11 protein-coding genes are annotated in these 13848 nt (G+C 47.5%); 10 read left to right on the forward strand and 1 reads right to left on the reverse strand.

Going from position 1 to position 13848, the window contains the following annotated elements; translation table 11 throughout:
• The first annotated feature begins 338 nt into the window (after window positions 1–338).
• The 9 genes from QZ209_RS06205 (at window position 339) to QZ209_RS06245 (ending at window position 11319) form a co-directional block, all read left to right on the forward strand.
• The gene (locus QZ209_RS06205) at window positions 339–1748 is read left to right on the forward strand and encodes a radical SAM protein (RefSeq protein WP_294345837.1); all 1410 of its coding nucleotides are present in this window, start codon (window positions 339–341) and stop codon (window positions 1746–1748) included.
• A gap of 278 nt (window positions 1749–2026) precedes the next feature.
• Window positions 2027–2257 carry a chlorosome envelope protein B gene (locus QZ209_RS06210; RefSeq protein ID WP_294345840.1) on the forward strand — a complete coding sequence of 77 codons (231 nt, stop codon included), beginning with the start codon at window positions 2027–2029 and terminating at the stop codon, window positions 2255–2257.
• Between the two features lie 82 nt (window positions 2258–2339).
• Window positions 2340–3338, forward strand: a complete 999-nt coding sequence (locus tag QZ209_RS06215) for a phosphotransferase (protein ID WP_294345844.1) — start codon at window positions 2340–2342, stop codon at window positions 3336–3338.
• Window positions 3339–3340: 2 nt separating this feature from the next.
• A complete protein-coding gene (locus tag QZ209_RS06220) occupies window positions 3341–4276 on the forward strand; it encodes a sugar phosphate nucleotidyltransferase (protein WP_294345846.1) in 936 nt (311 codons plus the stop codon).
• A gap of 136 nt (window positions 4277–4412) precedes the next feature.
• Window positions 4413–5576 carry a DUF1343 domain-containing protein gene (locus tag QZ209_RS06225; protein WP_294345850.1) on the forward strand — a complete coding sequence of 388 codons (1164 nt, stop codon included), beginning with the start codon at window positions 4413–4415 and terminating at the stop codon, window positions 5574–5576.
• Window positions 5577–5632: 56 nt separating this feature from the next.
• A complete protein-coding gene (locus tag QZ209_RS06230; RefSeq protein ID WP_294345852.1) occupies window positions 5633–7036 on the forward strand; it encodes a sodium:solute symporter in 1404 nt (467 codons plus the stop codon).
• 86 nt (window positions 7037–7122) lie between these two features.
• A complete protein-coding gene (locus QZ209_RS06235; RefSeq protein WP_294345854.1) occupies window positions 7123–7377 on the forward strand; it encodes a bacteriochlorophyll c-binding family protein in 255 nt (84 codons plus the stop codon).
• Window positions 7378–7543: 166 nt separating this feature from the next.
• Window positions 7544–7942 (forward strand): hypothetical protein, encoded by a 399-nt coding sequence (locus QZ209_RS06240; RefSeq protein WP_294345856.1) that lies wholly within the window; start codon window positions 7544–7546, stop codon window positions 7940–7942.
• A 335-nt stretch (window positions 7943–8277) separates the two neighbouring features.
• Window positions 8278–11319: a DUF5714 domain-containing protein gene (locus QZ209_RS06245; RefSeq protein ID WP_294345858.1), complete on the forward strand. Its 3042-nt coding sequence runs from the start codon at window positions 8278–8280 to the stop codon at window positions 11317–11319.
• Between the two features lie 426 nt (window positions 11320–11745).
• Here QZ209_RS06245 and QZ209_RS06250 read toward each other — a convergent pair whose 3' ends face one another.
• Window positions 11746–12447 carry an SDR family oxidoreductase gene (locus tag QZ209_RS06250; protein WP_294345860.1) on the reverse strand — a complete coding sequence of 234 codons (702 nt, stop codon included), beginning with the start codon at window positions 12445–12447 and terminating at the stop codon, window positions 11746–11748.
• A 522-nt stretch (window positions 12448–12969) separates the two neighbouring features.
• Between QZ209_RS06250 and QZ209_RS06255 the strand changes: the two genes are divergently transcribed.
• A complete protein-coding gene (locus tag QZ209_RS06255; protein ID WP_294345862.1) occupies window positions 12970–13791 on the forward strand; it encodes a DMT family transporter in 822 nt (273 codons plus the stop codon).
• Window positions 13792–13848 lie beyond the last annotated feature (57 nt).

Raw genomic sequence — 13848 nt, forward strand, 5'->3', positions numbered from 1 at the left:
TACCGTAGCGGAGCACATGATGGCCTTTACGACTTGGACTGAATGCTCCGGCTATCCGGTTTTTAAAGGCACAATATAGGAATAACCCTTCACACAAAAAAGAAATCCTTGGAACTCCTCGCTGAAAGTTTACCGGTATCGATAATTTGTTTATAAAACGCCATCCCGTACTTTTCATTTATCTCAGCTATTTTACTATACTGTGAATCAATAACGAATGGAAGCGAGACGCATGCTTCTGTTAACATTAGCATTCTGCCATACCGATAAGAGAGGTGTAACGCCCGATTCATAACAAGTTGTGAACAACTCTATCGGATATTAGCCATGATTCAGCCATGAGTAAAGCAGTAGTAGACAAGCAAAAATCGCTGAAGATCCTTTTCGTCGCTCCCAAGGGCAAAAAAGATTCGAAGACAAACCAGAAACCGCTCTTCCACATGGCAATTGGTGTTCTGGTCAGCCTCACTCCTCCCCACCATGACATAGAAATTGCCGACGAGCACTTCGACGACACAGTAAACTACGATGGCGATTACGATTTCGTAGGCATCACCTCGCGCACCATCGATGCAACGAGAGCGTATGAAATCGCCGATGAATTCCGAAAAAAAGGCACAAGAGTCATTCTTGGTGGCTTGCATGTCTCATTCAACCCTGAAGAAGCGGCTCGTCATGCCGACTGTATTGTCTGTGGTGAAGCGGAAAACCTCTGGCAAACAGTTCTCGATGATGTTGTGGCAGGGAATCTCAAGCCATCTTACGATGCAAAGGATTTTCCTCCGGTAAAACAAATTGTACCTCTCGATTACAAAAGGATAGCCGAAGCGTCGAAAAGAGAAAAAGTCGACAGCACGAAATCGATACCGATATACATTACCAGAGGATGCCCCTATAAATGCTCTTTCTGCGTCACCCCCAACTTCACGGGAACCCTCTACCGGCGGCAGGCCGATGACGACCTGAAAGCGCAGATCGTAGCGGCAAAGGAAGCCTTTTTCAAAAGTACTGGCAAGAAAAATGCCAAGCCGTGGTTTATGCTTTGCGATGAAAACCTGGGCATCAGCAAGTCCAAGCTCTGGAATGCACTCGACCTGCTCAAAGAGTGCGATATCATGTTCAGCGTCTTTTTAAGCATGAATTTCCTCGAAGACGACGAAACGATCAAAAAACTTGTCGATGCTGGATGCAACATGGCACTTGTCGGTTTTGAATCGATCAAGCAAAGTACACTCGAAGCATACAACAAAGGCCACGTCAATTCTGCCGACAAGATTGTCGAAGTCATTGAACGCTGCAGAAAAGCCGGTCTCAACATTCAGGCGAATTTCCTTGTCAATCCGGATTTGGATAGCTTCGAAGATATGGATGAACTGGTCAAATTTATCGGCAGAAACAACGTTTTTATGCCGATCATTCAGATCATCACTCCCTATCCAGGAACAAAAATGTATCATGAATACAAGGAAAGCGGGCTGATTACCGACGAAGACTGGGAGAAATACAACGCCCTCAACCTTGTCGTGAAATCCAAGCATTATGATCCGGTCTCTTTCCAGCACAAGTTCATGCAGATTTATTACCAGAGTTATTCCTGGAAAAACATCGTCAACAGAGTTCGGGCCAATCCCTACCCTCTGATCAATCTGCTCTCGAGCCTCGCGTTCAGAAAGCACCTTCGTGACCAGCTCGCGACTTTCGAGAAAAACCATGCATTGAAACCAACAAGCAAAAAAAACATTTTTTAACCGATGGAAAACACAATAAACTATACCACGTTGTTCGCTCCTGTAGCGTTTTATCTTTCCGGGGTCGTTATCGTTTTTCTACTCAACAAGTTTATCGGTAAACAAAAAGCAGATCAGTAGGGTATCGGCTCTTTCTAACCGTCATTATTTTGTATTTGCGTTAGATTTGAAAATGTTTTAATTTTCAGGAAAATAACCGCTTACTGCTGTTTCGACGACCACAGCAGGTATTCAATAATTTTTTTCGCGTCTTTTTCCTAATCAAAACAATACACATCATGTCAAACGGCTCAAACAACGATCTTGCCGGTGCGATTTCCGGCCTTGTCGACACTTTCGGCAAACTTGCTCAGCAACAGGTCGAGATGCTCAACAACGGTGTCAACACCGCTTCAGAGATGATTGGCCCACTCGGAAAAACCATGACAGATCTCATGGGAAACATGGTTGATACCGTAAACCAGGTATTGCAGAATGTTTCTTCAAACATTGGTGGCGGCTCCAAGTAAGAGCTTATTTCCACTATTTTTTATCCAGCACCTTATGCAATTTTGTATAAGGTGTTTTTTTTTATAGTAAGGCAGAGTGATCATGGCTTCTGAAAAACATCACCTGGAGCTTTATTTTTCAAATCCGGAGCTCAGGAAACTTCGAATAGAGCAAGTAGCTGGTGACGCATCGAGCCGAGAGTATTATCGTGTCTTCTCCCCGGAGAAAACCTGGATACTCTGTATTGATCCCGACTTTGGTTCTTTTCCTTCGGATCAATACCCGTTTCTTGAAATTCAGCGCCTGCTCACAAGACATTCCGTGCCTGTACCCAGGGTTATCGGGAGCCGTAAATCGGACTCATCCATCCTGATCGAAGATTGCGGCAATACCCTGCTCCAGGACATGATATCTGCAAACCCTTCCCGAAACGCCCTGCTTTACCAAAAAAGCATCGATTGCATGAGTCGTCTGCAGTCAATCACGGGAAAATCGGACTCACTGCCTTTCAACCGGTCGTTCGACCCGGAAAAGCTGATGTTCGAATTTGATTTTTTCATCACTTATGCCATTGAAAACACTCATTCCACCAAGCTGCGAACAGGAACGCTCGCAACACTGCAAAAGGAATTCAGAAAAATTTCTGAACTATTGTTCAGGAAGGAGCATTTCGTACTCAACCACCGGGACTATCACAGCAGGAACATACTTGTTTCGAAAAACGGCCTTGTGCTTATCGATTTTCAGGATGCCAGAATGGGCCTGCCCCAATACGATGCGGTGTCGCTGTTGAAAGATTCTTATGTTACGCTCGATGAACAGTTCGTTTCCGATATGCAGCACTACCACTATAGACTGCTCATGGAAAACAAGCTTACCGTCATGGATTACGATGAATATCTTTATTTATTTGACATTATGGCGTTTCAAAGAAACGTAAAGGCGCTCGGCACTTTTTTCCATCAGGCATACGTTCTTGAAAAAAAAGAATTCGAGCAGTACATAACCCCAACGCTCGCTTACCTCCCCGGTTATATCGGCAGACAACCCGAATTAGCGACGGCCGGTGAGATAATTTTAAATACATTGGTGCAACCGTAACCATGAAAGCGTTTATTCTGGCTGCAGGATTCGGCTCACGTCTCCGCCCCATCACAAACTCCGTCCCCAAGCCACTCATCCCGGTTCTTAATCTTCCCGCCATCTGTTACACTCTCACCCTTTTGAAAGAAACGAAAATCGAAACGGTAATTTGTAACGTCCACCATCATGCAGACCATATCCGCCGTTTCTTTTCCGAAAACGATAATTTCGGGATAGACATGCACATTTCAGAGGAAACCACCATTCTCGGAACCGGAGGTGGACTGAAACAGTGCGAAAAACTGCTCGATGACGGTGAACCCTTCGTTGTAATCAACAGCGATATCATAGCTGATTTCAACCTGCAAGCGTTAATCGAAGCCCATGCATCTTCGGGTAATGCAGGAACGCTCATGCTGTTCGAAACCGCAGAAGCAAAAACAATCGGTGACGTCGGCATTCATGAGAAGCAGATCAGGGATTTCAGAAACATGCGAAAAACCGGTATACGCTCCGACTGTATCTATGCAGGAGCGGCCATTCTCGATCCGTCGATTTTCCAGTACCTTGAAAAGAAGTTCTCAAGTATAGTCGATACGGGTTTCACCGGTCTTATCGAACGTGAAAGCCTTGGTTACTTTCGCCATGAAGGTTTCTGGCAGGATATAGGAACACCGCAAAGCTTCTGGCAGGCAAACATCGAAAAAAGGAAAAATATCTTCCAGATCGGTAAACGAATAGGCAGCCAAATAGGCTTCGAACCGCATATGCTTTCATCACAGGCTGTCATTGCAGATAATGCAACGGTTCATGAATCGATAATCGGCAGAAATTGCCATATTGAAGACGGTGCAACGGTAAAAGATTCCGTACTCCTGCCGGGAACAACCGTCCCGAAAGATACCAACCTTGACCGGGTAATAGCTTTTCCGCAAGGCATGCTTTCTTTGGAGTGAGTAATTTTCCCTATACTACCGGCTGACAGAATAGACAAACCGGATTTCTTGCTCTTCAGCCATTCAGCGATCCGATTATCCGGCATTCATGAACATATGGCCTGACAGTTCAACAAAACACCATGTAGTTCCTCACATGATACAAACAGGTCTTGACATACTCCTCCAGGACACCAGCCGTCTGAGAAACCGTAACATCGGCCTGATCACAAACCAGACATCGGTCACCCCTGCCCTGCACTATTCCTGGCATGAGTTGCGAAAAAAAGGTTTTTCTCTGAAAAAAATCTTTTCTCCCGAACACGGACTCTTTTCAACGGAACAGGATCAGATAGCCGTCACCATGCAGCCGGACACCGACTGTGAAACAATCAGTCTTTACGGTAATTCCGAGGAAACACTGCTGCCGGATGAAAGTGCTTTAGAGAATGTCGATCTGGTGCTTTTCGATATTCAGGATATCGGTTCGCGATATTACACCTACATCAATACCCTCGCGCTTTTCATGGATAGCATAAACGGCCGTGATATTGAAATTATCGTTCTCGACCGGCCGAATCCTCTGGGCGGACTGGGCATCGAAGGCCCGCTTTCATCCAGCGATTATCGTTCATTCGTCGGCGTACTTCCGGTTCCTCCCCGCCACGGGATGACTGCAGGAGAACTCGCCCGGCTGTATTTCGATCACAAAAAACTCGATGTGAACCTCGACGTCATCCCGATGCATGGCTGGAAACGTTCATCGTATTTCCCGCAAACCGGACAACAATGGATAGTCCCTTCTCCGAACATGCCGACATGGGAAACCGCTCTGGTTTATCCCGGAATGTGCCTGTTCGAAGGCCTGAACATCTCTGAAGGAAGAGGTACTACGACGCCATTCCTCCATTTCGGCGCACCGTTCATCGAACCTGATGCAGTTGCTGACCATATCATGAACTACGAGCTTGAAGGCGTCCTTTTCCGCCCAACCTACTTCAAACCATCGTTTCACAAGTATCAGGACGGCATTGTAGGAGGGTTGTTTATCCATGTGACCGACAAGGAACTCTTTCGACCTTTTCTAACAGGAGTCGCCCTCACCAAAGTGCTCCACGACCTGTATTCGGAAAAAGTTCGATTTATCCGTGAGGTTTACGAATTCAACGATCTTCACCCGGCTTTCGACCTCCTCTGCGGCAGCGGCAAAATAAGAACGATGATCGAATCCGGCCAATCCTTCGAAAAGATCAGAACATCATGGCATGAGGACGAACGAGAGTTTACCACCTGTAAGCAGGCCTATCACCTTTATGAATAAACCGCTATATCATGGATACCTCTATACATTCTTTCCACCGAGCGAAATGAGCAACCGTGCATACTCTTGACCTGACCATAATTATCTGCTTCCTTCTGGCCATGGCTGGTTACGGTATATGGCAGGGACAAAGCAACCGGACCAATGATGATTACTTTCTCGGAGGGCGCAACCTGCCTTGGATAGTTGCCATGTTTTCTATCGTAGCTACCGAAACATCGGTTCTTACGTTTGTAAGCGTCCCCGGTATAGCCTTTCGTGGTGACTGGACATTTCTACAGCTTGCGCTTGGCTATATTGTTGGCCGAATACTGGTCAGTGCCATTCTTCTGCCCATCTATTTCCGCGAAGGGGTGGACTCTATCTACGAAGTGATCGGCAGACGTTTCGGCCACAATATGCAGAAGCTTGCATCAATGGTTTTTCTTGTAACCAGAATTTTTGCCGATGGTGTAAGGTTTCTTGCTACGGCAGTTGTGGTAGAAGTGGTTACCGGTTGGCCTCTCGGCGTTTCCGTGCTGGTCATCGGTATCGTCACATTGGTGTATACGCTTGCCGGCGGCATAAGGACAATCGTGTGGATCGACAGCGTCCAGTTCATCCTCTACCTTTTCGGCGGCATCATCACCATCGCGTTTATCGCGTCGAATCTTCCTGTCGGGTTTCCCGAAGCCCTAGCGAATCTTGCTCATGAACAAAAGCTGAAAGTGATCGATTTTGGCTGGAACATTTTTTCGGAACCATGGACATTTTTCAGCGCTTTCATCGGCGGAATCCTGCTTTCGCTCGGTTCGCACGGTGTGGATTATATGCTGGTCCAACGCGTTCTCGGGTGCAGAAACCTGAGCGCCGCAAGAAAAGCCATGATTGGAAGCGGTGTTTTCGTTTTTCTGCAATTCGCGGTTTTCCTGCTTGCCGGCTCACTCATCTACCTTTTTATCGGAGACATGCAGGTTGAAAAAGATCGGGAATTCGCTTCCTTCATCGTCAACCACCTTCCTGTCGGTCTTAAAGGCCTGTTGCTCGCAGGTGTCCTTTCAGCCGCGATGTCCACGCTCAGCTCCTCTATCAACTCCCTAGCTTCATCGACGGTCACCGACCTGCTTGGAGGTAACACCACACTGAACCGCTCAAAACTGATAAGTTTTGGATGGGCCGCCGTGCTTATCGGCATCGCACTGGTATTCGATGAAAACGATACTACCATTATCGAGATAGGATTTACAATAGCCTCCTATACCTACGGTGGTCTTCTCGGTCTCTTTCTCCTTTCCAAAAGCAACAAACAATTTCATGCCATCAGCCTTGCAATGGGACTGCTTTCAAGCTTGGGAACCGTGTGGATTTTGGCCTATGCAGGTTTTGCCTGGACATGGTTCATCATCGCATCGGTCCTTGTGAACCTGCTCGTTGTATGGACCGTAGAGGGAATCTTTGCAGGAACCGGCGGTAAAAGGTAAAATCTTTTTGTGCAAAACACTTTAATTGTATAAATTATCTGCAAGGAATTAATCTAACTTGATATTCGAAAATCGGGAGTTGTACCATGAACAATGCCTCTGGAGCGTTTACCGACTGGGCTGTAGCCTATGGAAAAATAGTGGAAATATTTACCGACGGTCACTGGTGGGTAATGGCTGATTATATGGAAGGAGTAGGTAAAACAACCAAGAGACTTTTGAAAAACGCTTATCCTTATATTAAGGAAGGTCCAGGCGGTGCTGGTTTGCAAGGCTCCTCACCCGAAGCATCCGGATATGCTTGCCCGACAAAAGCTATCGAGCAGCGTTTCAGAGATTAAGCTTTTCGCATAGCCATTAAGGAACTCCAAAGCAGCACAGCCAAACGGTATGTGCTGCTTTTTTTTCGCCCATTCAAACAATTTCATGCAAACCTTGATGCCATTAGCAGTACAAACCGAAACAACCGATTCATTTTCTTTTAAATAACGAGAGGAGAACATTATCATGGCAACCGAAAGAACAAACGATACTGTCAAGGCCCTTTCCAGCCTGCTCGAAAACCTGGGAAACCTCGCAGCAGCACCGATAATAGCTGTAGACAACAGCTTACAGACTCTGATGCCATCCATTGAGACCACCGGTAAAACCGTCGGTGAGCTGTTCGAACGCAGTGCAAAAACGCTCAACGACTCTGTTGAAAACCTTTCGACCCCGTTAAACTCGATTGTAGCAAGTCTCGGAGAACTTGCCACCTCTGGAATAAAAGCCGTCAGCGCTACCGGCTGGCAAGTAGCCGAGACAGTCGGCTATGTTGGCAACAATGTTCTCTCAGCTGTTCAATCGGCTGCCGGAACAATCGGCGACACTGTTACCTCAATTCTTCCTATCGGCAAAAAGATTTAAAATCTCACCTGATACTGACAACAGTATTGAAAACAAGCCTCTTCAACGAGGCTTGTTTTTTTACAAAAAAAGATCAATCAGAACAGACTCAGCTTCGGCTTGAAAATCCCGATCATGAAAAGCATTGAAGCAGATCTCTATTGTATGTACAAATCGGATAAAAAAACCGATTCATGGAGACACATCACCATTGCAGATACGACTCTGATATTTCTGTTTCCATCCTGATGGAATGAACGCATCACCAAAACATCTTTTCAACCTCTCAGAAACCTTTTGGAAAAAAGAGGAGTTTTATCCGCGAAGAGAGTCCCGCCAACCAACCTTTTTCACGCATGCAAGACATCATGTCATCATGGCAACGGCACTGTCTCGATGGAACCCCCATCTACGTCAGCACCACAACGTCAAACTGGTTTGTCCCCGACAAAGAAGGTGACATGACTCTGCAAGACATGCAGAAAGAAAAAGGCGTGCTTCCCACGGCTCAGCAACGGTATTTTCTATCACGGCTTCCTGAAAGCAGTACACAGACCTACCAGGGCCGTGCTGGCATGCTGAATCTCTCGAGCATAAGGGAACTCTGGTTTCATGTCACCAATCGCTGCAACATGGCATGTACACACTGCTTGTTTTCATCTTCACCTGGCGATAGGAGAGAATTGTCGCCAGAAAACATCGCGACCCATGCCGAAGCAGCTTACAGGCTTGGCTGCAGACTTTTCGCGCTGACTGGCGGGGAACCGTTTGTTCATCCCGACATCGACAGCATCATTATAAACCTGCTCTCTCATGAAAACGCTCATGTTGTAGTACTCACCAATGGGGTTTCGATTCGCCGTCATATTGAATGCATACCATCTTCATTGCTTGAACGTCTGCATCTTCAAATCAGTCTCGATGGAATGGAGACAAACCATGACCGCCTGCGCGGTCGAGGAGCCTTTGCACGACTTGGCGAAACTCTCTGCTGGCTGAAAGAGCGATCCGTGCCGTACACGCTTTCCATGTGCGTCACCAGGCAGAATATTATGGATATGACCGATTTTGTCGAATATGCAGCAGAAACCGGTGCTGGAAATATCCATTTCATGTGGTATTTCGTCCGGGGCAGAGGAAAAGGAGAAGACTTCATCGACCCTGACACTATTTTTTATAACCTGAAAAAAGCCGTGCAAAAGGCCGAATCGCTCGATCTACGAATAGACAATATCGAATCACTCAAAACCCGCATTTTCGCTCCTCCCGGCACCATTCACGACGGCAGCACAGCCGGCTGGGAATCAATGGCTGTAGGCCCGGACAACAAACTGTACCCTTCAGCTGCGCTTATAGGTGTTCCTGAACTTGCAACACCACTTGACAAAGGCCTGTCCGATGCATGGAAAAAAAGCCCGATCCTTGAAAAAGTCCGCCATGCATCGATCGTCGACAAGCTTTCCCCGATGCGCTACATCCTTGGGGGAGGAGATATTGATCACAGCTATATCCATCGTAGAACCTTTTCGGGCAACGACCCTTATCTTCCACTCCATGAAAAAACCGCTCTCTGGCTTATCACCCGAATGGTTCCTGCAGGAAATACACGGCAAAAAAAACCATCCATCCGGCTCCAGATGGGAGAAATCCTTGAAAGTTGCGGCGCTCATGGCAATATAGCGCTGGTTCACTCGAACTGCTTGCTTGCCGCGGCATCGGAAAACAGTCTCACTTCGATTCAGGAATTCTACAAGGATGCCGTAGGTGACGCAAATCCGGATATACTCAACCCTGTCGGTTACGATACCGGAATCGTAAGCCATATCCCGCCGGAGTACCGCTTCCGCGGTTACGGTTGCGGTAGTCCAGTCATCGATGCAGGAATCTCAGAAGGAGAAACCGTTGTAGACCTCGGATGCGGAAGCGGCGTCGAATGCTTTATCGCTGCACGATTGGCTGGAAAAAAAGGGTCGGTAACAGGTATCGACATGCTGGTCCCCATGCTGGATCTGGCAAAAAAAGCGCAAAAACAAGTCAGCGCCAACCTCGGTTACAACATCCTCGGATTCCGCAAAGGCTACCTCGAAGACCTTCCGATGGAAACGGCTTCTGCCGATGTCGTTCTTTCCAATTGCGTCATGAACCTTTCGGTGAACAAACGCCGTTCCTACTCGGAGATCTTCCGGATACTCCGTCCGGGAGGCAGGCTGGTTATCTCGGATGTTGTCTGTGAAACGGAGCCCGATGCCTCGATACGCAACGACGAAACCCTGCGGGGGGAGTGTATCGCCGGAGCACTGACTGAATCCCATCTGATGGGACTTCTCGAGGAAACCGGTTTTGAACAGATACACCTCATAAAGCGCTTCCCTTATCGGGTTGTTCGGAAACATTCTTTTTTTTCACTGACCTACAGCGCGTGTAAACCACCTGCCCCGGAAACCGTTCAAGCCATGTACCGGGGGCCGCTTCCTGAAATCCGTACCGAAAACAACACCCTCATGCCGAGAGGCAAAAAAGTAACTATCGATCGGCATCAGGCAGAAGCGCTTGGGGAAACCGTATTCGTATTCGACAATAACGGGTACGTCACCAATATAGAGGCGGAAAACTGCTGTTCATGCTATACAGCACCCGAAGAGCACAGCGGTAACGGTACAGCTGCATCATCGAACAGCACAGCAGCAATCAAACATTCCGCCGACTGTATGGTTTGCGGCTCTTCTCTCCAGTACGCCGATACGGAAGAACAACAGGTATGCACATACTGCGGGCAGCTGTTCCAGTCTGCAGTCAGCTGCACCGAAGGACATTATGTCTGTGATGCCTGCCATGCGGAAGATGCGCTTGACGTCATCACTCACCACTGTCTCACCTCGAAGGAAACCGATATGCTCCGCCTTTTCGAACAGATACGAAGCCACCCAGCCATTCCGGTTCACGGTCCAGAGCACCATGCAATGGTGCCGGGCATCATACTTTCGACATATCGTAATCTCGGGGGAAATATTCTCGATATGAATATCTCGAGCGGTATCAGCCGGGGTAAAACCATAGCAGGCGGATCATGCGGTTTTATGGGTATATGCGGCGCCGCTACAGGAATCGGAATCGCATTCAGCATCATGTTACAAGCCAATCCCGTAAAACCGGAACAGAGAAAAACCGTCCAACAGGTAACTGCTGCCGTGCTTGAAGAAATCGCACGGCTTGAAGCTGCACGCTGTTGTCAGCGGGACTGTTGGATTGCGATCAAAAAAGCGGCAGAACTTTCTGTGCACCTGCTGGATATACCGCTGATGGCATCCTATACGACACCCTGTAACCAGCAGCATCTCAACAATGAATGTTTCGGAAAAGCATGTCCGATCATTTCTCAACAACAAACTTTCGCCTGAAACCGCACACACCTCTTGCGACTTCTGTCGCCTTGCTGATCATATCGTGCATCCGGCAGGTTTCAGACTGCAGGCTTGATTCGTGGTGTAGATTTCCCTGGGCCTATCGACACATTCTACAGACAGGCAGAGCTTCTTTCAAGGGGACAGTTATCGGGTCACAACACTGCCGCCAGCCCGCCAGCGCTGGCTTGTGGGTTTCAGCAGAACAGCCCTGCACCGGTATGAACTTGTTGCTGACTCAACGACACTTTCGAGTCTCCGACAAACTGCATCTTTCTTGCATCAAAACGGCCTTCCTGATGAAATGTCCGATTTCACCTCACGTGTGCATAACCGCTTACGATAAGAAAAGAATGCAGACAGCTTCTATCAATCTTTTCAGCTGAACCTGCGCATATTTTTCTGCTGTCTGCATTCACGATGCTAACTCGCCAACCTGTCATAATACTTCTCTAGGCTGTCCTGACGGTGCTCGTCCTCTCCCTCCATGATAACCTCAAAAGTTTTGTTCCTTGCCTTTTCGGTCCATAAGGAGACAACCAGCATTTCCGCTACATCGGAACGGTTCATCCAGCCACTCCACATTTTATCCCCCTGCTCGACATGCAGGTCGTGCATCAGAGGCTCGCCATCTTTCAAACCTCCGGGACGAACAATGGTATAGGAACGACCATCCATACCGAAAACATTTCTCAGGTGTTCTTCAGCCTGAAATTTCTTGCTGAGAACTCCCGCAAAAAGATTGAGTGGATGATACCACCGCGTTACCGCCATTGAACTGACAAGTCCGAAATGCGTCACACCAGCCTGTGCAGCCTTGTCAACAAGTCTTATGACACCATCTCTGTCAACTTCTCCAGGGGAAGCCTCACCAAAAACCTCGCTCGATCCAAGAGCGGAAATAACACCTGTGCAACCTTCGACAGCCTTTGCGACATCCTCATCATTTTGGATCTTGCCTTCGATAACCTCAACATCGCCCAACTCTTTTGCCTTCTCGAGAGAACGGGCGAGAACTCTTACCGGTATGCCGTAATGCTGAAGGCGGGATACAACCCACCGTCCGGTTTTGCCGGTGGCGCCGGCTACCAGAACCTTTCCTGTATATTTCGTAGTGTCTGTCATGACTATACCCTCCAATCGTGGGCTTTGCTTTTTAACTTTTTAACTATATAGCCATAACGCACCCATGACATATTTCGTTTCTACCAGAAACTTACTTGATATTTTTTTCCCGCGATTATGATTCCTCTCCAATTTTTGCTTTTTTTCCCATCGTACAAACACCGGTCCGGTCAAGAACGGTACACGAAGTATATCTGCCATTCAGAAATAAATTCACGCTGTCGCATACTGGTCGATAATGGTTGAAATCAACATTGTCACCAGGGAAAAGTCATGCCGACCCCATGAATTACATATACGGATGTCTCAAGTCAGGTACGATAATGATAACAACGAGGAACAGTTGAACTATTGACGATCGCCGGCTCGAACAAGGAAAAGCTAACCTTTTGAGACAGCCAACGAATTTATAGAAACCATCAGCTTTTTCATCACATGCGTATACGGTATGTCTCTATCGACAAAACCGCCACCTGAATAAGCTAAGCATCGACACTTCTTTAACCTTTGAACTCGACTTCCATGAGCGTTATCCTGATGCTCATAGCCTCCGTCTGTTTTGCCACAATGGCGGCAATGATTAAAGGAATCGGTTCCTCACTGCCTATTCCGGAAATCATTTTTTTTCGGAGTATTTTACCACTTCCTTTTTTTCTCGGAGCACTGTGGTTGCAGAAAAAAAAACTGGTCGTAACAGCATGGAAAACGCTTCTTCTACGATCTCTTTTCGGTTTCCTCGCAATCACCGGCTTTTATTATGCGCTGGCACATATACCTCTTGCCATCAGCGTTTTCCTCGGAAAAACACAGCCACTTATTCTTGCTGTTCTTGCCCCCTGGATCGTTGGAGAAAAAACAAGCCGTTCCGTCTGGTTCGCTATTGGAACAGGCCTTGCCGGTATTGTGCTTATTCTGGACCCCTCTTTGGGGTGGACCGCTGCAGCCTGGGCCAGTATCGGAGCTGCTACGGCGTCGGCAATAGCACACCTGCTGGTTCGTAAGCTGAATCGCACCGATGATCCTGCAACGATCGTCACTAATTTTTTTATCGTTACCGCACTGCTTGGTTCCTTATGGATGGGACCATCATTCATCATGCCCGATCTCGATCAATGGCTGCTTCTTGGGGGCGTTGCGCTTTTTTCAACAATCGGACAATATTTGATGACACTTGCCTACAGAATGGAATACGCCCCGGTTGTCGCGGCAGCAAGTTACTCCTCGATCGTCTTCTCCGTTCTATACGGCTACTTTTTCTGGAACGAAATCCCCCCTTCATCTGCATGGGCCGGAGGATTTCTCATTGTAGCTGGTTCGTTTATTTTGTTGCGGTCAAGGATCTGATTGTTCCAATCAGACCCCATCGTTACCTATATTACAACAGTACCTTTTGTTCAACAT

It is taken from the genome of Prosthecochloris sp. (assembly GCA_015482705.2).
Classification (GTDB): domain Bacteria; phylum Bacteroidota; class Chlorobiia; order Chlorobiales; family Chlorobiaceae; genus Prosthecochloris.